Source organism: Moraxella sp. Pampa, assembly GCF_035181385.1.
Classification (GTDB): domain Bacteria; phylum Pseudomonadota; class Gammaproteobacteria; order Pseudomonadales; family Moraxellaceae; genus Moraxella.
This window is the reverse complement of the sequence record NZ_JAXCJK010000002.1, coordinates 1-23,128: the sequence shown is the minus strand read 5'-3', so window position 1 is coordinate 23,128 and position 23,128 is coordinate 1. Positions and strand designations below refer to the sequence as shown.

Genomic DNA, 23,128 nt, shown 5'->3' with positions numbered 1-23,128 from the left:
AAAATCATCAAAATGTTTTAAAATTATGGGTGTGAATGTCTCGTGGGTCGATGGTTTGAGCGTATCTTGGATTGGCTGAGCTTTTGGCGGCCAAATGACAATTTGATTGGCATAGAGCTGGACGCACTGTCGGTGCGGACGGTTGTACTTACTCGCCATTTGGGAAAATTTCATGTCAAAAAGTGTGCCATGGAATATGTTGATGGCGATGATGTGGCTGCTGTGCAATTGGCGTTATCCAAACTGCTGACAAAGCAAAGTATTGATAGAGGTCGGGTGGCGGTGGTGTCATCTGCACCTGTGATGAGCCGCATGATTATGCTACCAACAGGTCTAAGTGATGATGAGATTGATGTCCATATTCGTCTAGATGCACACAAGCACATTCCTTATCCGCTTGATGAGGTGAATTTTGATTTTTCGGTAGTCAGCGATGATGGCAAGCAAATGCAGGTGTTGCTTGTGGTGGTGCGCACAGTGGTGATAGATGAGTGTGTGGATCTTTTGGCATCTTGTGGGCTTGAAATCAATGTGTTTGATGTGTCTGAATTTGCATTATCTCGTGCACTTTTGCTAACGATAACAAGTGTGCATGGTCGTGTGTTGGTTGTACACATGAATGATGCTAAGATTCATGTGTATGCTGTCCATATCAACAATGATGGTGATTTTGAAGGCTTTGATTATCGTCAAGAGTACCTAAGGGCAAGTCTAAAGCCTTCAATGCAGTCGCATGATGTGGCAGATGAATTGGGCGAGATTTTGACATTAAATCCATCTTTGAATGATGAAACAAACCAAGAGGACACCACAATTGATACTAAAACTAAAGTAAGTGATGACATGGGCGTAAGTAATGGCGGAGAAATTACTGGCATGGGTTTTGATGAATTTTTGGCGATGCACAGCAAGCAATATGTTGCACAAGACCAAACTCATGAGAGTACACACCTAAGCATCACCCAAATCAATACCCAAATCAATACCCAAATCAATACCCAAATCAATACCCAAATCAATACCCAAATCAATACCCAAATCAATACCCAAATCAATACCCAAATCAGTGATGGCGATCATGTTGCTTGTGGAACTGTCGCCCAGCCAGAAAATTGTGCATTAACATCTTATGAATCAATCGCTACGCATCATCATGTAAAGAGCAACAATGACTATGCGATTTGTTTTAATGACTTAAATGACTGTGATGATGAACCAAATGATGATTTGGGCAAAAAAACCGAACACATGACGATGGGTGCTAACGCCAACAATATCAATCATGCCGATGATGTAGCAAGTATTCAAAAGGTGGTAGATGCCTATGAACTTGGTACACAATCAGCGGTTGATGTGGTGGTGTTGTCAGGCTTGGTAGATGAGAGGCTGGCAAGTGCACTATCGGCAAAAACTACTAAAACGGTGCTGTTGGCCAATGCTTTTGAGGGTATGAGTTTGGGGCGGATCGATGTTTGTCTTGCACCAAAAATGATGATGGCATGCGGTGCTGCCATGCGAGCTGATGTGGGTGGTATCGCATGAATGCACCAATGATAAACTTGTTGCCATGGCGACAGCTTCGCCAAATTCGTCAAAATGCACAATTTCGTCGTGCATTCTTGTTGGTGGCGGTTGGAGCTTTGGTATTGGTGTCAATGATTTATGCTTATCAAAAATACAGACTTGACCATCAACAGGCCATCAATGATGGTATTAGGCAGCGTATGGCGGCGCTTGATGATGATATTGCCCGTATTGCTACCTTTGAAAACGAACAGCAAGAACTAATAAATAAAGCAAATAGTATCAATAATTTGCGGTCAAATCGAATGATGATGGTGCAATTTTTTGAACAACTGGCAGATCTAAGTGACGGTTTGGTTTATTTTACACACATCAATCATGCAGGCGAGACATTGACCATGACAGGCGTATCCAAAAATTCTACTACTGTGAGTCAATTTGCTCAAAGACTGGGTGCTGATATGTCAGATACACCCATGATGAGTGATGTGCTAGTAACCAGTTTGCAACAGTCATCTGAGGGTACTTGGGTGAGTTTTGTGATGACAGCTCGGCTAAACTTAATGAGCGATGCACACAAAATAAAAAATCATGATACGGACAATCATGCAGCAACGCTGGGTGAGGATTTGTCATCTGGTGCGATGAATATGGAGAATAATCCATGAATCATCAGTTACCAGATGATCGCCCAGACTTTGACAAGTTTCGTCAGACATGGCGGCAGCTCGGTGAGCTGACTGTGGATAATTTTGGTGTAGCACCTGCTTGGTTAAGAGTACTGGTGCTTGTCATGTTGGCGGTATTTATTGCACTGTTTGGTTGGTTGTTGTTCATCAAGCCAATCATGCTTGAAAGACATTCGCTGGTTGTCCAAGAAAATACTTTGATTGCACAATACGCTCAAAAATATACCAAAGCAGGGCAATTAAAGGCAGTTGAGTTGCAGACGCAAGCACTGCATCATGAGCTGACTGACATTACCGAACAGCTACCAAATGCTTTTGATATGAACTCGCTGATTGAGCAGATTCATGCGTTAGCGATACGCAGTGGTGTACAGGTGGCTGATGTCAAAACAGGTGTGCAAAGTGAATCGCCGATGTTTTTTGAGCGCAGAGTAAGTCTGGTTTTTATTGGTAATTATCATCAGCTTGGGCAAATGTTGGCTGAGCTATCGTTATTGCCCATACCGCTTACCTTTCATGATTTTGAAATGACCAAACTTACCCAACATCAAGCTGTCAGCGAAATTCGTCTCAGCATTCAAGCCAAGACTTATCGAGCTAAGAGTAAAAAAGAGCTGGAAAAGAGGGCTGACAATACCAATGATGCCAATTAAAAATTTGCAACTGATCTTCATACTGATGGTATGTGGCATAAGTATGGCAGGTTGTCGTCAATCAACTGTCAGTGATGAGATTGATGCCAAAGTTGCTGGCATTCATGCTGCCAGCACACCACCGCCTGCTGTCAGACATCTTGATATGGTGGTCAAAAAGACACACTATCAGGCAAAAAATAACCCTTTTGTTTCACCGTTTTATGTTGCCAATTCAGAACGCCAAACCGATTTAAAGACGCAGGCACAATCAGCAAATACAAGTGCTGAATTGGTAGGCAATCAAATGCCCAAAACCACTCAGAATCAAAGGCAAGAAAATGCTGTGGTTGCGGAAGTTGTTTTTGGCAAAAAGGTTTTGGTAAACCCCAATCGCTCACGCCAAATGCTTGAAAAACATTTGTTGTCATCGTTAAAATATCAAGGTCGGATAGAACAAGATGGTCGCCTGACGGCATTACTTATCGGCCCTGATAAGGTGGCGTATCCTGTGCATATTGGTCAATATGTTGGGCAAAATCATGGTAAAATCATACATATCGACCGTGAGAAAATCACCGTCGCAGAGGCGGTAGTGCAGGCAGATGGGCAATATTATGAGCGGTTGGTGCAGCTAAAATTTGTTGGTAATGAATAGGTTATGATGAATTTGGATTGGTCGGATAATGAATATCATAAAAATACAACTGGCAATAATACTCATGCTACTGCTGGCACCCAAAGCATTGGCCAGCGAGCCCTCACAAAAAAGTTACCAGGGTAAACGCATTTCAATAGAGTTTCAAGATATGCCTGTGCGTACAGTCTTAGATGTGTTGGCACACGCAGGAGAGGCAAACATCGTGGCAAGTGATGGTGTAACGGGGAATATCACCCTGAGACTCAATAATATTCCATGGGAACAGGCCCTTGATGTCGTTGTTGATGCCAAGCATCTTATCAAGCATGAACAAGAGGGTGTGATTCGTATTTCGTCGGCCGATGAGCTTGCACAAATCAGCCAAAGACACGCCCAATCACGCCATCAATCTGAGCAATATTTGCCTTTGCAGACTGAATATATTCACATCAATCATGCCGAGGCTAAGGATATTTTGGCACTCATCACTCATAAAAATGATGGCGACGGCTCGACCACCATGCTTTCTAAGCGTGGCATGGCCAATGTTGACGCACGCACGAATACACTCATCATTAAGGACATCAAACCTGTTGTTGATGATATTTTGGCACTTGTAACTCGCTTAGATGTGCCTGTGCAACAAGTGATGATAGAAGCAAGAATCGTCAGTGCTAATGATGGATTTAGTCGTGAATTGGGGGTAAGTTTTGGTTTATTATCAAACGCCAAGCACTTACAAATTGGGGGCTCTCATGCGTCGCTTTGGGATATGCGTCGCTCTGGGGATCTGACCAATAAAATCACACGCCCAGCTAACTTATCGGTCAATTTAGGAGCGACCAACCCTGCAGGCCGTATTGCTTTTGGTCTTATTAATTTGCCCGATGTACTCTTGGATTTGGAGCTGTCTGCCATGCAGGCAAACCGCCTTGGCGAGGTGATTTCCACACCAAAGGTCTTGACTGCTGACAAACAAACGGCACGCATTTCGTCAGGAATGCAGATTGCTTATCAAGAAGAAACCTCTAGCGGTGCAACCAATGTCGCATTTAAAGAGGCGGCACTGGTGCTTGAAGCCACACCGACCATCACCTTAGATGGTAAAATTCATTTAAAACTTAATGTTAAAAACGGCACGCCTGTAACCAATTTGGGGGTGATCGCCATTCAAGAAGATGCTCTTGAAACCAATGTCATAGTTGATGATGGACAAACGGTTGTCTTAGGTGGCATCTATCGACAGACAAATCATGCAGGCGTGACCAAAGTACCATTTTTTGGTGATTTACCAGCTGTTGGGCACTTATTCCGTCAGGAAAATCGCACCGACAGAAAAGAAGAGTTGCTGATTTTTGTTACACCAAAGCTGGTGCCAATTCACTAAAATTATTCAAAAATTATTCAAGTTGTGTCTGCTAATTTGAATTTTAACCATCAAGGTGGTGAGGTGTGCAAAAAAAATTGCACATGGATTTCATGAAAAATAGTAGCAAGATTTGCTTAAACCTTGTATGATAAGACAATTTGAGAGTTGATAAATAGAGCAATCATGTTTGAAGAAGATAATTCAATCATTGCAAATGTGGTGGTTGAAAAGACGGGTGAAGGGCTCGCCAAGATGCTACCGTCTATTTTTTTGGTTGGTCCAATGGGTGCGGGCAAAACCACGATTGGCAAATTGCTTGCCAAGCAATTGGGGCGTGAATTCGTTGACTGCGATCATTATATCGTATCGCAGACAGGTGCGGACATTCCTTGGATTTTTACCAAAGAGGGTGAGGAAGGCTTTCGTGAGCGTGAAACTCGTGCATTGATGGAGCTGACCGCTCGGTCAAATATTGTGATGGCGACTGGTGGTGGTGCGGTAGGGCGTGCCGAAAATCGCAAATTGCTCAAAAAAGGTTTGGTGATTTATTTGGAAGCCAATGTTGATACCCAGCTATTTCGCACCAAAAAAGACAAAAATCGTCCCTTATTACAAAGCGATAACCCCAGAGAAGTTTTAGAAAAACTGTATCAAATTCGCCACCCTTTGTACCAAGAAGTTGCCACCATCACTGTACCCACAGGGCGTGCCTATCCCAAGCAGATGATGAATGATATCGTACAAATGCTGTCTAGATATGTCCAGTCGCAACAAGCATCAGGGCCATTTTGATGCGTCGATGGGCTTCTGGTAACGATTGGATACAATCAGTCTGTTTTGCCTGCCTAATGACCAGATAAATTTTTTTGTATTTAAATATTTGATGAAAACAAAGTTGGAAATTTTGCGAGTTTACCATGATCACACATGACACGATAAAACATGAATTGATTGTACACACCCAAAGTCATGATTATCCGATTTTTATTGTTGCCAGTCCAAGAGATTTGAACGGTCAGTTTGATTTGGCAGGTCCTATCATTCCTTTTATCAAAGGTAAGCAAGTACTGATTGTAACCAACGATGTGGTGGCACCGTTTTATTTAGATGGCCTTAAAAATTCCTTAAAATTGGCAAATTTTACGGTGCTCACTTGTGTATTGTCAGATGGTGAGCATCATAAAAATCAAGACAGCATCAATCGCATTTATGATGTGTTGCTTGAGCATCACTTTTCCCGAGACTGTACGATGATTGCTTTGGGTGGTGGGGTAATTGGTGATATGGTAGGCTTTGCGGCTGCCAGCTTTATGCGTGGTGTGAATTTTATCCAAGTACCCACAACGCTTTTGGCACAGGTGGATTCATCGGTAGGTGGCAAAACAGGCATCAATCATCTGCGTGGCAAAAATATGATAGGTGCATTTTGGCAACCTGTGGCGGTGCTTGCAGACATGACAACTTTTGATACTTTGCCTGCCAGAGAGTTTTTTGCAGGGTTAGCAGAAGTGGTCAAATATGCACTGATTTTAGATGAAGAGTTTTTATCTTGGCTTGAATGCCATGCTGATGCCATCAATGCACGAGATGCAAAGGTGTTGGCCAAAATGGTGTGTCGCTCCTGTCAGTTCAAAGCGGATATTGTTGCAGCAGATGAGCGAGAGTCTGGATTACGAGCCTTGCTCAACTTTGGTCATACTTTTGGGCACATCATTGAGACGCACCAAGGCTATGGCGTGTGGTTGCATGGTGAGGCGGTGTCGGCTGGCATGATGCAAGCGTTGGTCATGTCGCATAAGCTTGGGTTGATTGAGCGTGAATCAGTCACTCGTGTCGCACGACTTTTGACCCAGTTCCATTTACCAATCAGACCACCTATCATTCCTATTGACCAAGCACTTGATTTAATGGGGCATGATAAAAAAGTCCAATCAGGCAAATTACGCTTGGTATTACTAAATGGCATTGGTAAAGGGTTTGTGATGGCTGATTTTGATCATCAAGTGCTGGTTGATACGCTAAGCTCAATTGATGAATATTTATGAATAATTGCGACCAGCTGGCATCGTGATTAATTGGCTTGCGATGTCTGACAAGTATTTACAATGGCCAGAAAATTGGTACAATATCCAAAAATTCAGCAAAAAAGGCACTTATTATGGCGATTAGCGCCGCAATGAAAGAAAAATATTTTCGCCGTCAGGCTTTGCATTGGCTTGTATTGGCATTGGTAGTGCTTGTTGCTTGGTTGATTTTGTGGCTGACCAGCAGGACTGCTGTTGTTGATGGTCAAGAAGATGTCAAGCAACAGGTTGCAGAAGTCGCAGAGTTGCCTGTTCATATTGAATCACTTGGTGAGTTGAATACTGCTGTGCCACCGATAGATTTTTCAACTTTGATTCGTGATTTTCGTACTTATCCTGCTGAATTTAAGGATAAAAGATATTTTGATGTCAAAAAATTCACCATTCAAGTGATGGATGTCAGCCACAATGATGTGATTGTTAATTATCTCAACACGCATAGCGACCGTGATAAATTTGCCTATTTTCGCTATCTTGATGACAATCAAAACCCTCGTTACATTTTGACTTATGGTAAGTTTGATGGTATAAAACTGGCAAATGATGCCGTGCGTACGGTCAATTTTAATCTGCCAGCCAGCGTGAATGTCAGTGTGGTAGCAATGGCGGATTATCTTAAAATTATTGAGGACTATGAGCGTGCTGATACGGCACAAGACCTAGCAAGTCATCAGCCAAGACAGATAAAACTACAAGCAACTTTAACAGAGATTCCTGTGCAGCCAGAAACTTTTGATGATGAAATGCTTGCCAATGCAAATGAGAGTCATGAATCGGTGGAAAAACAAGTGAATCAGGTGCAAGAGAATGATGGTTCGTTGGCGGTGGATGTTGCAGCTGAGCATATCAATAACGATAAGCCAAAACCTAATATTGATAAGCCAAAACCTGCCACCGATAAGCCAAAAGAAGAACAAGGCAAAACTCAAAAGATGAGTGAATTGGAGCAAAAATCACCAAAGGCGAGTGCTGTACCGAATGTCAATACTTCAAAAGTCCCTGGCAGCGAATAGTGGATAATGAGAAATGCGATGAATAATTTGGATGCTAAGTCTGTCCTTGAAATGTTAAAAAAAGGCAATGAACGCTATATGGCAAATATTGCCAGCACCGAGCCTTTGAATATTTCGCCACCAACTTTGGTGAATGAGCAGTGCCCCAATGCGATCATTTTGGGTTGTTCAGATGCACGCGTGCCTGTGGAGCTGATCTTTGATCAAGGACTTGGGGATTTATTTGTGATTCGTGTGGCAGGGAATATTGTTGCACCCAGTCAGATCGGTTCGATTGAGTTTGCTGCTGAAAAATTTGGCACACAGCTTGTGGTGGTTCTTGGTCATAGCCATTGTGGTGCGGTAACGGCGTGCGTAGAGGCACTTGCCAACCCAGATCAATATTATTCACCAAACTTACAATCTATTGTTGATAGAATCCGCCCAAGTGTCTATAATCTACATGAAATTGCCACTGCAGGTGATGGGGAAATTGATATGGATGAGTTCATTGACCGTGCTGTGCGTGCCAATGTGCGTATGTCAGTCAGTCAGCTTAAACATGGGTCTCGAATTTTGGAGGATATGGTCAATGCAGGACGCCTAACCATCATTGGTGCTGAGTACGATGTCGCCACAGGGCGTGTAGATTTTTTTAGTTAATTTTTTAAAGTTTTTAGTCAAGGTCGGAGAATTTATTTATGACAACAAGCATACAGCCCACACAGGTTTTGGCTGCTGATGGCGTACAAGTCATTCCAGCCCAGTCAGAAGGTTATGTATTTAATCATACCATGCTACGCATCAAAGACCCTGTGAAATCGCTGGAATTTTATACTGGAGTGCTTGGTATGACTTTGTTGCGTCACAGTCAATTTCCAGATGCCAAATTTGATTTGTACTTTTTAGCCAAATTGACCAAAGAAGAGCAAGACAACTTACCACATATTGACAATCTGACCGCTTATGTTTCTCGTCAGCGTGCCGTCTTGGAATTGACGCATAATTATGGCACAGAAGACGACGCTGATTTTGGTTATCATAATGGCAACAGTGAGCCACGGGGATTTGGACACATTTGTTTTAGCGTACCAAATATGACTGATGCGGTCAAATGGTTTGACGAAAATGATGTTGAATTTCAAAAACGCCCAGAAGATGGCAGTATGAAGGACATTGCTTTTATTAAAGACCCAGATGGCTATTGGATTGAAATCATTGAATTAAAATACTGATTTTTTTACCAGATCATTTGATCACTCATTGGTTTTAATAAAAACATCTCAAAACTTATAAGGTTTTGAGATGTTTTGTGTTTTGCCAATCAATAAAAGCACAAATTAACCTAAGAAAGCGTTATACATCCAGATTTCTTTTTCTTGAGCTTGTACATAGCCTGTAACAATGTCAGATGTACCTTGGTCAGATGCCTCTTCAGCAAGCTCAGCAACTTTGCGTTGTTCTTCAATGAGAGTTTGCAAGCCCTTAACCAAACCGCCAACGCAACCACGACTGTCAAATACGCCCTTATCTTCTTGAACGCTTGAACGCTTGGCGAAGTCGCTATAAGCATGTAATGGTGTGCCACCTAGCGTAAGAATGCGTTCGGCAATTTCATCAATTTGTAGTTGTAGCTCGGTGTAAAGCTCTTCAAATTTTGGGTGCAGGGTAAAAAAGTGCTCACCTTTGATGTTCCAATGGTAGCCACGCACATTGATGTAAAACAAATGATAGCTGGATAATAGAGAATTCAATGCCTTGATGACAGGGGTTAGTTCTGCTTTTTCAAGACCAATTTGGTTAATGGTGTCTGTCATGATAGATTACCTTTTGTTGTGTGAATTGAAAGTTAAGTATGTTTTTTAATCTTAAATTTTTCATCTTAAATGAAATTTTAAAAGAATTAGGCAAGCATTCTTATCTTGCTTTATCTTAATTTTATTTTTATCTTACGCTAAAAATGACAAAACAGCAAGGCAAAATCGTTACTATTTTGTCATGGCACATCACAATTGATGAATGATTGGTTACAACGGTGATTGTGTCAAAGATTCCAGACCTTTGGCTTTCACCTCATGCAAATGTTTGATGATGGTTTTAAGAGGCAGGCCATTTTTTTCTAAGCGTTTTGGAATGATTTGACTGCCCTTTTGACCTTTCATGTCAAACATCACAAATACATAATCACTTGTCTCGTCCCAGCTACTTACTGCACTCCATGGGATTACTGCCGACTGCATGGGTGCAGAACGCATCTGCACGCCACGCATCTGTGAGCTGTTGCTCATGTGTGCTGGTGCGGGTATGCTCATCACAATCCCATGTGATTGTACCCCGAGCTGAATTTGGGTCATTTCATCAGGTATTTTGGTATTGCTGACTTGCTTATCGTATTCACGACGCATATACCATTTTAATCCAAGTGTACGCACGGCCAAATATAATGCCACAAGCACAAGCATGATCCAAAAAATAATGTTTGAATAGCCAGTAACAAGTAGCAAGCCTGCAATTGCAGCTGCCACAACAACTGCCATGACAATCCATTCTTTGGTGCGAATGGATTTTAGGGTAAAATTGTCTGCCCCTTTTTCAAATAAGGCAAGCTGTGCACCACGAAATTCGTCTTCTGTCATGTTAAGTGCAATGGGTTTTAGAGTGTAAGGATAAAGAGCCTTGCTCACGATAGATTCCTGTGATGAAAAATTTTCTTAAAAAGAGTAGTGCTTATATTACTGTTTTTATGCAAAAAAATAAACCAAAAAAACAATAAAAAATTGCCAAAGTTGGATAATTTTTCTAAACTTGATTCAAAAATACTAAATTTGCTGAAATTTCACGCTTTTTTTGCTATGATAACCACATTTTTATAAAGAAATAAGGTTAGGTATGCTTGATCCAAAACTACTGCGTGGCGATTTGACAGAGCTTAAAGAAAAGCTGGCAACTCGTGGCTATGAATTTGACATTGATTTTTGGCAGGATTTGGAAAATCAACGCAAGGCCTTGCAGATTGAAACTGAGAATTTACAGGCTCAAAAAAATGCAGGGGCAAAACAAATTGGTGAGCTAAAGCGCAAAGGTGAAAATGCTGATGAGTTGCTTGCAAAGATGGAGCAGGTCAGTGAGTGCATGAAGACCGCTGAGGTGAGATTGCGTGATTTGCTTGCCGTCATTAAGTCTGAGAGTCTAAAAATTCCAAATCTGCCACATGAAAGTGTGCCTGTGGGCGAAGATGAAAGTGATAATGTGGAGATACGCCGCTGGGGTTTGCCTCGTGAGTTTGATTTTGAAATCAAAGATCACACTGACATTGGTGAGAATCTGGGGCAGTTGGATTTTGAATTGGCAGCAAAATTGACAGGGTCAAGATTTAGTGTGTTGCGTGGACAGCTTGCCAAGTTAAATCGTGCACTTGTGCAGTTCATGCTAGATGCTCACACTGAGCGTGGCTATACTGAGATGTATGTACCTTATATAGTCAATGCTGATAGTTTGCAAGGCACAGGACAGTTACCAAAATTTGAAGAAGATTTGTTCCGTCTGCGTGAAAAAGATTACTATCTGATTTCAACTTCTGAGATTCCTTTGACCAATACCGTGCGAGACAGCATCATAGACCCCAATGCTTTGCCAATCAAATTGACCGCACATACCCCATGTTTTCGTAGTGAGGCAGGCTCGGCAGGGCGAGATACTCGTGGGCTTATTCGTCAGCATCAGTTTGAAAAAGTAGAGATGGTTCAAATCGTACATCCTGATACTTCATTGGACGCATTAGAGGAAATGACCGCACAAGCTGAAAGTATTTTACAAGCCTTGGAGCTGCCTTATCGTGTGCTGACGCTGTGCACCAAAGATATGGGATTTAGTGCGTTAAAAACTTATGATATTGAAGTATGGCTACCATCTCAAAACACTTATCGTGAGATTTCTAGCTGCTCAAATTGTGGTGATTTTCAGGCACGCCGTATGTCTGCCAGATTAAAAGATGGTAAAACAACTCAGTTAGTGCATACGCTCAATGGCTCTGGTCTTGCGGTAGGTCGTACGCTACTTGCCATATTGGAAAATCACCAAAATGCAGATGGTACGGTCAGTATCCCAAAAGCATTACGGCCTTATATGGGTGGTGTTGATGTGATTGGCTGATGGTCTTGGTTTTTATTTATAAGATTGCACCATACAAAATAAGTCCTATATTTTAGGACTTATTTTGCATTTTATAAAAGATGGGCGCCAAGGCAATTTGCCTTTGATATCGCTTTTGGGTAGGGTGACTTTGGTGTAAACTACATCGTTGATGTTTGGGTGGATTCAAGAGTTACAGGGATTTTTTAGGATTTTTAGTGTCTGACTTCCACAACCAATTTCTCTTTTGCCAATTCATTTATCAGCTCATCAAGATAATTTCTGTTTACATCATCTAAATTTGCATCCCACTCATCAAGAATAATAACATCAACATCGTTTTTATTGTTCTTAATTTCCATTAATTGAGATAGTAATTTTTGACCTGTTGATTTTTTATTATTTTGATGAAAAAATAAATCATGGTTAACAGGCAGATAAAAAGCTCCGTTTGATAACAATGTTTTTAAATACAATAAAAAACTACTTTTGCCAACGCCATTACGCCCCCTAATCGTCATTCTACCATTTTTTGGCAAATTATTTAAATCAAAACTACTCAATGGCATATTATTAACAAAAATCTCTTTAAATTTAATTCTGCTCAATATATCAATATCAGGCACATTTAAAGAATTTTGCAAACCAATAAATCTGGCTTTAATACTAGAAAAATTGGTTTGATGAAAAACAAGTGCCTGACCCATTTGCAATAATTGTATTTGTCTTGGCAATGTCGCCACCAACAATGATAAAAATACATAATCATTTTGATGTTTTATGAATAAATAAACAATCAAACTCAATACAGGAATCATAAATAGAATCATACCAAAACTTGAAATCAATTGATTTAAAGATTGACTGTAAATATGATATTTTTTGGAGCGGTTGAAATTATTTTTATAAATATGATTGAAAATGCCTATATTATATTTATTAAAAATAATAACATTGTCCCAAATTTTATTTAAAATAGCGATAAAATATATTCTAGATTTTTGAGATATTTTTGACATCTTGGATATTTTATTTTGATAGTAAAAAATAAAAAATTCCACCAATAAAAATCCAACGATATAAGCCGCCAATAATTTATAATCAAGAAAAAACCCCAAAATTAGGATATTAATCAATAAATTTAAAATCAGTGCCACACCATCAAATGCAAAGTCCAACATGTCATCTATCACTGATTTACCTTCTTGACTAATAAAAACAGTACTTTGATCTTTTAGTTCTTTATTATTAAGTAAAGCAGTTTTGCCAAAAAAAGTCATAATAAATTTTTGCACATAATTATTTAGTAGGTCAAATTTTGATTTTTCTAAGTAAATGGTTGCAAAATAAGCAGGGATATAAACAATGATTAATGATAAAACAAAACCACCTAAATTTATCAAAAAATTATCATTTTGAGCAATGTCTATGGCAAGATTTGCAATAAAATATGTGGACAAACCAATAATTAATTGCTGTCCCATTAAAAATGCAAATGAAATACATAATGATGAAGTGATGATTTTCATGATAAAGAGTAGCGAAGCCACTTACTGATGTATCTATTCATCGTATGTGGCTCATCAAAAATTAATGAGTAATTAATATACAAACAATGATTGATTATAGCAAAATTATCCCTAAGTTAGTTCGTTTATCATTGCTGAATTTAATCCCACCTATGATATTGACGGGCGTGGGGCAAAAGTTACCGCACGCATTTTGGCACAAATGGTAATGGCATATTGTTTACGATAATCAAAATAGCATATCGCCTAGCTTTTTTGTTAGGCGGTCTCTTTCTTGGGTTAATTGTTCTTTTTGCTCATCAAAATAGCTATCCCAATCCACAATCTCACTCACCAAACGATAACTTTCGCTATTTTCAATCTCATCAATCGCTTGCTTTAATTGGGCGACTTTTTGGCTTAATTGCTGTTTGATGATTTTTAATTTATCAAGTGCCGTTACCGTTTCGGAGCGAGCCTTAAAAATGCCATCGCCAATCCAATAAGTTTGGCAATTATATCTACAATAGTAGAAATTTACTACGGTCGTTAGACCAATTGACCATTTAATCAGTCATTTAAGTCATTATTATATAAATTTTTGATTTTGTAAAGATGATTGATTGAGAGAGTTTTGTAGTAATTTTTAAGTTGAATTGGTATATTAAAATGATTTAATTCATCTTGGTTAATGGCGATTTTATCATTTTTATTGATACGATCATTGGATAAGGCAAGCTGAATGCTAATGCCTGCACGGGCTTTTTGTGATAATACGGCAAAAATATCAGCACGAGTAAACCACGCTACCGCAATATAAATGCTTTCTTTGGCTTTATTTAATTCTGCGATAATATGCTGTGGGATATTGTCAAATAGGGCTTGGGTGTGCATTTTTTGTCCTTAAAAAAAATTTCACAATCTGGGAGTTTTTGTTGTAGCCAGTCAATATCTTGGGGCTTGATTGGGTTTTTTGATAAATGAAGATATGTTAATTGCGTTAAATTAGCAAGCGGCGTGATATCTTGGATTTGGTTAATATCCAAATCAAGCCTTGTTAATTGCGTTAAATTAGAAAGCGGTGTGATATCTTGGATTTGGTTGTCGTACAGCCAAAGCTCTGTTAATTGGGTTAAATTAGCAAGCGGTGCAATGTTTTGGATTTGGTTTTCGCCCAAACCAAGCTCTGTTAATCCTTGCAACTGTTTTACATAGTGCAAACTTAGGTTTCTATTTAACCAATCAAAATCCGCTTGGTAATCATACGCTTTATTAAATTCCCGATCATCATTTTGCCATAAGTCCAATTCCAATCCATATCTTAAAAACAACCACTTCCACTCATCACTAAGCGATAGCCACCATTCCCACAGCTCATCATCGCTCATCTGACCAATACCCTTTCCCCCTGTATGGGCGAGCAGTTTATGGGTTAAATTGATGAGTGTATCGGTACGGCGTAGGGTCAGCCCTGTTTGGCTTGGGATTAGCTGATTGGGTGGGGTAGAATTGGTCATTTTTATGCTCCTAAAACCTTGACTGATTAAACAATATTTTTGGGGCTGTCCTAGATAATGACCAAAAACCTCATTTAGGTTAAAATAACCCAATGAGAAAAAGTCGTCTAAGTCAGTACAAACAAAACAAACTCATTGAGCTGTTTGTTGCAGGTGTTACTGCAAGAACGGCAGCTCAATTAGCCAATGTAAACAAAACAACAGCTGCTTACTATTTTCACCGATTACGCCTACTCATCTATCACCACAGTCAGCACCTAGAAATGCTAAATGGTGAAGTTGAAGCTGATGAGAGCTACTTCGGTGGAACACGCAAAGGTAAGCGTGGTCGTGGTGCAGGCGGCAAGACTGCGGTATTTGGCTTATTAAAGCGCAATGGCAAAGTTTGTACCGTTGCTGCACCCAATACACAGTCAACTACTTTATTACCCATTATACGAGAAAAAGTAAAGCCTGACAGCATTGTTTACACAGATTTCTACAAAAGTTATGATGTGCTTGATGTCAGTGAGTTTAATCACTTTAGAATCAATCACAGTACGCACTTTGCAGAAAAACAAAATCACATTAACGGAATAGAGAATTTTTGGAATCAAGCAAAACGCCATTTACGCAAATTTAACGGTGTTCCCAAAGAACACTTTGAGCTTTATCTTAAAGAATGCGAATGGCGTTTTAATAACAGTGACCTTAAATCTCAAATTTCCATTTTAAAACAATTAGTTAAGGGCAGTTTAGGTTAGTTATCTAGGACAGCCCCTAATTTTTTTAAATCATTGAAATTTTTAGATTTTTTACAAAAAATCCACCCAAAATTACTTTGAATGGATTTTTTTATTAAAAAGACAAAATCACTCGGCTTTACTTTCAACTCGCCCCTTTTTATCAATCGCTGTATCCAGCACTTTGACAAAGTCATCTAAGCTCATACTGCCCAAATTCTCGCCTTCTCTTGTACGCACATTGACTGTATTGCTCTCTACTTCTTTATCGCCCAATACCAGCATAAACGGCACTCGTTGCAGGGTTTGCTCACGGATTTTAAAGCCGATTTTTTCGTTACGCAAATCACTAATCGCACGATAACCCTTTGATTTTAGAGTATTTGTAACATCGGTTACGCTGTCTGCTTGCTTGTCGGTGATGTTCATTACCACCACCTGCTGGGGGGCAAGCCATGCAGGGAAAAAGCCTGCATAATGCTCAATCAAAATCCCCAAAAACCGCTCAAAACTGCCCAAAATCGCACGGTGAAGCATCACAGGTTTGGCACGCTCGCCGTGTTCGTTGATAAATTCAGCGTCCAATCGCTCTGGCAAATTAAAATCCAGTTGTAGCGTGCCACATTGCCACACACGCCCCAAGCAGTCTTTGAGACTAAACTCAATTTTTGGGCCATAAAACGCCCCTTCGCCTGCTTGTAATTGCCAGTCAAGCCCTGCTTTGTCCAGTGCGTCCGCCAAATCCTTTTCTGCCAAATCCCAAAGCTCGTCTGCCCCCACTCGTTTTTCTGGGCGAGTGGACAGTTTCATTTGCACTTCATCAAAACCAAAGTCTTTATATACTTGCAAAGTCAATTTGATAAAATCTTGCGCTTCGGTGCTGATTTGTTCATTGGTGCAAAAAATATGTGCATCGTCTTGCACAAAACCACGCACACGCATAATGCCGTGCAATGAGCCTGACGGTTCGTTGCGATGACACGAGCCAAATTCTGCCAACCGCAAAGGCAAATCACGATACGACTTTAAGCCTTGATTAAAAACTTGCACATGGCAGGGGCAATTCATCGGCTTGACGGCATAATCTCGTTTTTCTGAATGTGTGGTAAACATCAAATCGCCATAATTTTCCCAATGCCCTGATTTTTCCCACAAGGCTCTATCCACCACTTGTGGGGTTTTAATCTCCAAATAGCCATTGTCTTTTTGCACTTTTCGCATATATTGTTCAAGCACTTGGTAGATTGTCCAGCCATTGGGGTGCCAAAATACCATTCCAGGGGCTTCTTCTTGCAAATGAAACAAATTGAGTGCCTTGCCAATTTTGCGATGGTCTCGTTTTTCGGCTTCTTCTATGCGTTTGATGTAGGCTTGTAATTGTTTTTTGTCCGCCCACGCTGTACCATAAATGCGTTGTAATTGTTCGTTTTTGGCATCGCCTCGCCAATACGCACCGCTGATTTTGGTCAATTTAAAGGCTTTTAAAAACCGAGTATTGGGTACATGTGGGCCACGACACATATCAATATATTCTTGATGATAATATAGCCCCATTTGTGTTTCGTCTGGCATATCATCAATTAGGCGTAATTTATAATCCTCGCCACGGTTTTTAAATACTTCAATGACTTCATCTCTTGGGGTCATTTTTTTGATCACATTATAATCTTGATTGATTAAATCGGTCATACGATTTTCAATACTTGCCATATCATCAAGCGTAAAGGGTTTTTCTGAATAAATATCATAATAAAAACCCTCGTCAATCACAGGCCCGATGACCATTTTGACCTCAGGGAATAACTGCTTGACGGCGTGTCCCAATAAATGAGCACAAGAATGGCGGATAATCTCAACCCCTTCATCGTCTTTTGGGGTGATGATTTGCACGGTCGCATCGGTCGTAATAGGATCGCAGGCGTCCACAAGTTTGCCATTGACTTTGCCTGCCACACACGCTTTGGCAAGTCCTGCTCCGATACTTTGGGCGATGTCCATTACGGTGGTGGGGGCATCAAAGTGCTTGATATCGCCATTTGGCAAGGTGATTGCAATCATAAAATATTCCTAGTTGTGGCGTTGGTAGTGATGGTTGGTACTATCAACCATATAACCGCTACCAGTGGATACAATAAAATACACCAAAAATCGGTGCGAACAAAACAAAGTGCATACCAAGCACTTTTAATTATTATAGCAGGTTTTTGGGGCTAAAAAAAGGTGAGTCTGGACTTGTCGTTTGAACTAAATTAAGCCATTTAGCCAAGCCATTTGACCGAGTCATTTTAAGTGAATAAAAAAACAAAATAATGCTACAAGCTATTTTTTTTAAGTCATGCAAAAGTACTTGCTAGGCAAACTCTAAGTGAATTGCTTGCATTTATTAATAAAAACAGTTATCATTATCAAATAATCCCATGATGAAAACTTGGGTTTTTGATGATTACACTGACAAATTTAGGAGTAGATGATGAAAAAAATACTATCCATCTTAGCTGGTGCAACTTTGCTTTTGACAGCTTGCGGTGGTCAACAGCCAAGTACTAAGGCGGACCAAAAAGACAAGATGACCGTCATTACTACATTTACCGTTATTGAAGACATTGCTAAAAATGTTGCAGGAGATGTTGCTGATGTGCATTCAATCACTAAGGCAGGGGCGGAGATTCATGATTATGAACCAACGCCAAAAGATATTGCCAAGGTTAAAGATGCTGATTTGATTTTGTGGAATGGCATGAATTTGGAACGCTGGTTTGAAAAATTTTACCAAGATGCCAAAGATGTGCCTGCGGTGGTGGTAACAGAGGGTATTGAGCCATTGCCGATTAAGGCAGGTGCATATAAAGATATGCCGAATCCGCACGCATGGATGTCTACGACTAATGCATTGGTTTATGTGGATAATATCAAAGAGGCATTCATTGCTCACGACCCAAAAAATAAAGACATTTATATTAAAAACGCTGAAGAGTATCGCCAAAAAATCAAAGCGATGGACGAGCCACTTCGCATGAAATTAGCCAGCATTCCAGAGGGTGAACGCTGGTTGGTAACAAGTGAAGGGGCGTTTAGCTATCTTGCTAAGGATTATGGGTTAAAAGAGGCTTATTTGTGGGATATTAATGCCGAACAGCAGGGCACGCCCCAACAGGTCAAAGCCCTAATTGATACCGTGCGGGCCAATAATATTCCTGTCGTATTTAGTGAAAGTACCATTTCAGATAAAGCAGCCAAGCAGGTTGCCAAAGAATCTGGCGTACATTATGGTGGCGTACTTTATGTGGATTCGTTGAGCGAAGCAGGCGGTAAGGTGCCAACTTATCTAGACTTATTGAATGTTACAGTAAGCACAATAGTTGAGGGCTTTGAAAACGCCAAAAAATAGGATAGAAAAGTGAAATATTGTCTTTTTATTCATCTTTTATCCCTTGCTTTTTAAAAGCTTTGATTGTGTTTTTGGGCTATGGCGGTGTAATGATTGAGTTTTGTTGCCATAGCCCTTGTTTTTGATGCAATACTTTTGAATGATTGCTTTGTTCGCAAGGGGCGATTTTGATGAATTGGCATCTTATCAGGTTTGGGTTTGATTAAAAGATAATTGATTTTTTCAATTAATAATCCTTACAAAAATTACTTTTCAAAATACCAACCATCTTTTACAATACAGCTTTGTCAGTGCCATATAAGTCATTTTTAGATGGGTGATGCTTTATTTTGTTTGAATGTGTTATTTTTAGATTTAAAAAAAACATAAAAGTTCAATGATGATGTTGTCATTAAAGCTGTTTTTTATTTTTTTTATGTTTTTTTAAATTTATCTATTTACTTTTTATGAAAAATTCATTGATTGCTACCAAAATATCTGTTGAAAATATTTCTGTTCATTATCCTAATGGACATACCGCTTTGTATGATGTCAATTTCACTTTAACAGGGGGTGCAACTTGTGCTCTTGTGGGTGTCAATGGCTCGGGGAAATCAACACTATTTAAATCCATCATGGGTTTGGTGAAGCCACAATCAGGGCGAATTCTACTGTGTGATATGCCGATTCACACCGCCTTAAAACATAATTTGGTTGCTTATGTTCCTCAGTCTGAAGAGGTAGATTGGCAGTTTCCTGTGTCTGTCTATGATGTTGTGATGATGGGTCGCTACGGATACATGAATTTTTTGCGTATTCCCAAGGCGACTGACAAGCAAAAAGTTGCTGATGCGATGGCTCGTGTCAATATTGACCATCTTAAAGATCGTCAAATCAGTGAGCTGTCTGGTGGTCAAAAAAAGCGAGTATTTTTAGCTCGTGCATTGGCACAAGAAAGCAAAATTATTTTGCTGGACGAGCCATTTACTGGTGTAGATGTCAAGACCGAAAAGGCCATCATGACATTACTTGATGATTTACGAGCAGAAGGGCATTTAATTTTAATATCTACGCATAATCTAGGGACGGTCCCAGAATTTTGTGATCAGGTGGTGATGATAAATCGTACTGTGCTGGCGAGTGGTACAACCAAAGAAACTTTCACACAGGAAAATTTGGAAAAAGTCTTCGGTGGTGTATTGCGTCAAATCCGCTTGTCTGGCAAGGACTTGCACGATGATGATGATGGTCGTTCTTTGACGATTTTGGCTGATGATGAAGTGCCAGCGGTATTCTACGGGGTGCAGAGCAATACGCCTGAGAGCATGTACTGTACTGAGACCGTTGAGGCAAGTCGTGTCGGTCAGGTAAATATGAACCTTCCTAAGACTGCCAAAAATGACGGCGTGCAACTGTATGACCCAAAAACCAATCTTGTCATGCTGTTATCTTGTGATGACAACGAGCGGCAAGACGAGAGCCTGATATCTAATAGTCGTTCAAGAGGTGGTAAATGAGCGAATTAATCACCTTGCTTGCTGAACCATTTGCTTACGAGTACATGATAAAAGCGATGGTGATGTCATCTGTTGTGGGTGGAGTTTGTGCTTTTTTGTCGGCATATCTGATGCTCAAAGGGTGGTCTCTTATTGGCGATGCGTTATCCCATGCAGTTGTGCCAGGTGTGGCGATAGCTTATGCACTTAGCTTACCGTATGCAGTGGGGGCATTTTTTGCTGGGATTTTAGCTGCTTTGGCGATTTTGTGGGTAAAATCCATCACCAAACTCAAAGAAGATGCGGTAATTGGCTTTATTTTCACCACTTTTTTTGCACTTGGGCTGTTTATCATTTCCATCAATCCCACTTCAGTTAATATTCAAGAGATTATTTTTGGTAATATTTTGGGCATTTCTGACGATGATATCGTACAGATTGGCATTATTATGGTGGTATCACTCATTTTTTTGTTGATTTTTTGGAAGGATTTGCTGTTGGTGTTTTTTGATGAGATTCATGCCAAATCAGTAGGGCTGTCGCCCAAATTTTACCAAATTTTATTTTTCGGTCTTTTGTCTGCTTGTGTAGTATCGGCGTTGCAGACAGTGGGGGCGATTCTTGTCATTGCAATGGTGATTGCCCCTGGGGCGATAGCCTATCAATTGACTGACAAATTTCGACCGCTCATCATCATTGCAGGTGTGCTTGGAATTACAACAAGTGGATTCGGTGCGTATTTAAGTTATTTTCTTGATGGTACGACAGGTGGTGTGATTGTATCATTACAAACCTTGTTGTTTGTTTTGGCATTTTTATTCTCGCCAAAATTTGGCATGATTACTCAAAAATACCGCCAAAAAAGCAATATGATAAAGCACCAAAGCCAGTCCACCCATTTAAATTAAAAGACTAACTTGAAATAAAACCGATTAAAGTTATGCAAATACTTAATTATTTTACCGAGCCACTTAGCCATATTTTTATGCAACACGCCTTATTATCAGCTGTTGCGGTGGGAGCAGTGTGTGCCGTGCTGTCTTGTTTTGTGGTGTTAAAGGGCTGGTCGCTTATGGGCGATGCCATTTCTCATGCAGTATTTCCAGGAGTTGTGATTGCTGCATGGCTTGGACTGCCTGTGTTTTTTGGTGCTTTTGTGGCAGGATTATTTTGTGCCGTCTCAGTGGGGTATCTGAAGAACAATACCCGCATCAAGGAAGATACACTGATGGGTGTGATTTTTGCTGGTATGTTCGCATTTGGTCTGGTGATTTTTACTAAGATTGACACCGAACAGCATTTAAAACATATTTTGTTTGGCAATCTTTTGGGTGTTGATAGGGAAATGCTGTGGCAAACAGCGGTAGTATGTGGGTTGGTTTTATTGCTGGTTTTGTTAAAAGCCAAAGATTTGTTAATGTACTGCTTTGATGTCAGTCATACACGAGTGGTGGGGTTGTCGCCCAAGCTACTGCATTATGGACTGTTGGTTTTGTTGTCTGCTACGATTGTGATGGCAATGCAGGCAGTCGGTGTGATTTTGGTGGTGGCGATGCTTATTTCACCAGGTATTACTGCTTTTGTGTTATGTAAGCGGTTTATTCCTATGTTGGTGGTTGCGGTGTTAAGTTCGTGCTTGACCAGCGTGCTTGGTGCAATTTTGAGTTATCATTTAGATTCGGCCACAGGGGCAACGATTGTATTGTTGCAAGCAATCTCATTCATGGTTGCAGTGATCATTGCCAAACTCAAAGAAAAATTAAACACACAATCTATTATTAATGCCAATAGCAAATTGATTCATTAAAACCAAAAAACTGAAGTTTTAAATTCAGGCTTGCAATATTGCATGAAAATTGGCAGTTAAACAGAAATGATAAACCAAATCTATCTTGATCAACTATAAAATGAATATGGTATATGATGTATTAATGATGGTCTAAGACAATGTATGTTATGATATTCGGTATTTTTCCTTTCTTTTTGTTTTTCTAAAAAACCCCAAAAAAATCAACAACATACAAACTTTCTCCCATTTCCCCCAAAAAACCACTTTACAACCATTAAAATTAGCGTATAATACGCACCACTCAAGCAGACAAGCAAATGAAAAAACTTGTTTAATTTCAATAATTTAATGAAACATTTTGAGATAATTAGATAAATACTGACTCTCAAAATAATTTAAAAAAAATTGAAAAAAGTGCTTGACATCAATTTTAAAAAGCGTATAATACGCACTCATTCGCTGGAAGACAACGAATGACACTATTTAAAATCAAAACTAAAGAACAACTTGTGTGGATTTTTGCTAATACAAGATAATACATAAATTATCATTTATCAAGCAAAAATACTCAAAGTTAATTCATTTACACGATGAGCAAATTTGCTAGTAATAAATGAGCCAAGACTGACCCACTCAATGGGTTAATTAGTTATAAAGATTAAACTGAA

The 23,128-nt window shown here is 39.8% G+C and carries 22 protein-coding genes; 16 read left to right on the top strand and 6 right to left on the bottom strand.

Annotation, left to right across the window (positions count from 1 at the left end; translation table 11 throughout):
* The first annotated feature begins 42 nt into the window (after window positions 1-42).
* The 10 genes from pilM to gloA all read left to right on the top strand — a co-directional run bounded on the left by pilM (window position 43) and on the right by gloA (window position 9,165).
* Window positions 43-1,542 (top strand): type IV pilus biogenesis protein PilM, encoded by a 1,500-nt coding sequence (gene pilM / locus R0123_RS04525; RefSeq protein WP_323843261.1) that lies wholly within the window; start codon window positions 43-45, stop codon window positions 1,540-1,542.
* Entirely contained in the window at window positions 1,539-2,192 is a 654-nt protein-coding gene (locus tag R0123_RS04520; protein WP_323843260.1) for a PilN domain-containing protein, read from the top strand. Before pilM ends, R0123_RS04520 begins: the two co-directional genes overlap by 4 nt.
* Window positions 2,189-2,866 carry a type 4a pilus biogenesis protein PilO gene (locus tag R0123_RS04515; protein ID WP_323841247.1) on the top strand — a complete coding sequence of 226 codons (678 nt, stop codon included), beginning with the start codon at window positions 2,189-2,191 and terminating at the stop codon, window positions 2,864-2,866. The genes R0123_RS04520 and R0123_RS04515 overlap by 4 nt, the downstream gene beginning before the upstream one ends.
* 43 nt (window positions 2,867-2,909) lie before the next feature.
* Window positions 2,910-3,503 (top strand): pilus assembly protein PilP, encoded by a 594-nt coding sequence (locus tag R0123_RS04510; RefSeq protein ID WP_323843259.1) that lies wholly within the window; start codon window positions 2,910-2,912, stop codon window positions 3,501-3,503.
* A gap of 28 nt (window positions 3,504-3,531) precedes the next feature.
* Window positions 3,532-4,872, top strand: coding sequence for a type IV pilus secretin PilQ (locus tag R0123_RS04505; RefSeq protein WP_323841249.1), 1,341 nt, complete (start codon window positions 3,532-3,534; stop codon window positions 4,870-4,872).
* A gap of 165 nt (window positions 4,873-5,037) precedes the next feature.
* The gene (aroK, locus tag R0123_RS04500) at window positions 5,038-5,646 is read left to right on the top strand and encodes a shikimate kinase AroK (protein ID WP_323841250.1); all 609 of its coding nucleotides are present in this window, start codon (window positions 5,038-5,040) and stop codon (window positions 5,644-5,646) included.
* A 125-nt stretch (window positions 5,647-5,771) separates the two neighbouring features.
* On the top strand, window positions 5,772-6,899 hold the full coding sequence (gene aroB / locus R0123_RS04495) for a 3-dehydroquinate synthase (RefSeq protein ID WP_323843258.1): 1,128 nt from the start codon (window positions 5,772-5,774) through the stop codon (window positions 6,897-6,899).
* Window positions 6,900-7,012: 113 nt separating this feature from the next.
* Window positions 7,013-7,951: a hypothetical protein gene (locus R0123_RS04490; protein ID WP_323843257.1), complete on the top strand. Its 939-nt coding sequence runs from the start codon at window positions 7,013-7,015 to the stop codon at window positions 7,949-7,951.
* Between the two features lie 18 nt (window positions 7,952-7,969).
* Window positions 7,970-8,593, top strand: a complete 624-nt coding sequence (locus tag R0123_RS04485; protein ID WP_323843256.1) for a carbonic anhydrase — start codon at window positions 7,970-7,972, stop codon at window positions 8,591-8,593.
* A 38-nt stretch (window positions 8,594-8,631) separates the two neighbouring features.
* On the top strand, window positions 8,632-9,165 hold the full coding sequence (gloA, locus tag R0123_RS04480; RefSeq protein WP_323841254.1) for a lactoylglutathione lyase: 534 nt from the start codon (window positions 8,632-8,634) through the stop codon (window positions 9,163-9,165).
* 105 nt (window positions 9,166-9,270) lie between these two features.
* Here the strand turns inward: gloA and R0123_RS04475 are convergent, their stop codons facing one another.
* Together R0123_RS04475 and R0123_RS04470 are read right to left on the bottom strand one after the other, a co-directional pair.
* Window positions 9,271-9,747 (bottom strand): Dps family protein, encoded by a 477-nt coding sequence (locus R0123_RS04475; RefSeq protein ID WP_323841255.1) that lies wholly within the window; start codon window positions 9,745-9,747, stop codon window positions 9,271-9,273.
* A 210-nt stretch (window positions 9,748-9,957) separates the two neighbouring features.
* Window positions 9,958-10,614 carry a YcxB family protein gene (locus R0123_RS04470; RefSeq protein WP_323843255.1) on the bottom strand — a complete coding sequence of 219 codons (657 nt, stop codon included), beginning with the start codon at window positions 10,612-10,614 and terminating at the stop codon, window positions 9,958-9,960.
* A 205-nt stretch (window positions 10,615-10,819) separates the two neighbouring features.
* Here R0123_RS04470 and serS point away from each other — a divergent pair, with 205 nt between their 5' ends.
* Window positions 10,820-12,082 (top strand): serine--tRNA ligase, encoded by a 1,263-nt coding sequence (gene serS, locus R0123_RS04465; protein ID WP_323841257.1) that lies wholly within the window; start codon window positions 10,820-10,822, stop codon window positions 12,080-12,082.
* Window positions 12,083-12,276: 194 nt separating this feature from the next.
* On the opposite strand, the gene R0123_RS04460 is transcribed toward serS, so the two are convergent.
* The 3 genes from R0123_RS04460 to R0123_RS04450 all read right to left on the bottom strand — a co-directional run bounded on the left by R0123_RS04460 (window position 12,277) and on the right by R0123_RS04450 (window position 15,086).
* Window positions 12,277-13,590 (bottom strand): ABC transporter ATP-binding protein, encoded by a 1,314-nt coding sequence (locus R0123_RS04460; RefSeq protein WP_323843254.1) that lies wholly within the window; start codon window positions 13,588-13,590, stop codon window positions 12,277-12,279.
* A 549-nt stretch (window positions 13,591-14,139) separates the two neighbouring features.
* Window positions 14,140-14,463 (bottom strand): hypothetical protein, encoded by a 324-nt coding sequence (locus R0123_RS04455; protein WP_323843253.1) that lies wholly within the window; start codon window positions 14,461-14,463, stop codon window positions 14,140-14,142.
* Window positions 14,409-15,086: a leucine-rich repeat domain-containing protein gene (locus tag R0123_RS04450; protein ID WP_323843252.1), complete on the bottom strand. Its 678-nt coding sequence runs from the start codon at window positions 15,084-15,086 to the stop codon at window positions 14,409-14,411. The genes R0123_RS04455 and R0123_RS04450 overlap by 55 nt, the downstream gene beginning before the upstream one ends.
* Before the next feature lie 92 nt (window positions 15,087-15,178).
* On the opposite strand from R0123_RS04450, the gene R0123_RS04445 reads away from it, so the two are divergent.
* Window positions 15,179-15,829 carry an IS1595 family transposase gene (locus R0123_RS04445; protein ID WP_323843251.1) on the top strand — a complete coding sequence of 217 codons (651 nt, stop codon included), beginning with the start codon at window positions 15,179-15,181 and terminating at the stop codon, window positions 15,827-15,829.
* 108 nt (window positions 15,830-15,937) lie between these two features.
* Here the strand turns inward: R0123_RS04445 and thrS are convergent, their stop codons facing one another.
* The gene (gene thrS, locus R0123_RS04440) at window positions 15,938-17,866 is read right to left on the bottom strand and encodes a threonine--tRNA ligase (protein ID WP_323843250.1); all 1,929 of its coding nucleotides are present in this window, start codon (window positions 17,864-17,866) and stop codon (window positions 15,938-15,940) included.
* A gap of 412 nt (window positions 17,867-18,278) precedes the next feature.
* On the opposite strand from thrS, the gene R0123_RS04435 reads away from it, so the two are divergent.
* The 4 genes from R0123_RS04435 (at window position 18,279) to R0123_RS04420 (ending at window position 22,478) form a co-directional block, all read left to right on the top strand.
* Window positions 18,279-19,196, top strand: coding sequence for a metal ABC transporter substrate-binding protein (locus R0123_RS04435; RefSeq protein ID WP_323843249.1), 918 nt, complete (start codon window positions 18,279-18,281; stop codon window positions 19,194-19,196).
* A gap of 446 nt (window positions 19,197-19,642) precedes the next feature.
* Window positions 19,643-20,692: a metal ABC transporter ATP-binding protein gene (locus tag R0123_RS04430; protein WP_323843248.1), complete on the top strand. Its 1,050-nt coding sequence runs from the start codon at window positions 19,643-19,645 to the stop codon at window positions 20,690-20,692.
* Window positions 20,689-21,579, top strand: coding sequence for a metal ABC transporter permease (locus R0123_RS04425; RefSeq protein WP_323843247.1), 891 nt, complete (start codon window positions 20,689-20,691; stop codon window positions 21,577-21,579). Before R0123_RS04430 ends, R0123_RS04425 begins: the two co-directional genes overlap by 4 nt.
* 32 nt (window positions 21,580-21,611) lie before the next feature.
* Window positions 21,612-22,478 carry a metal ABC transporter permease gene (locus R0123_RS04420; RefSeq protein WP_323841264.1) on the top strand — a complete coding sequence of 289 codons (867 nt, stop codon included), beginning with the start codon at window positions 21,612-21,614 and terminating at the stop codon, window positions 22,476-22,478.
* Window positions 22,479-23,128 lie beyond the last annotated feature (650 nt).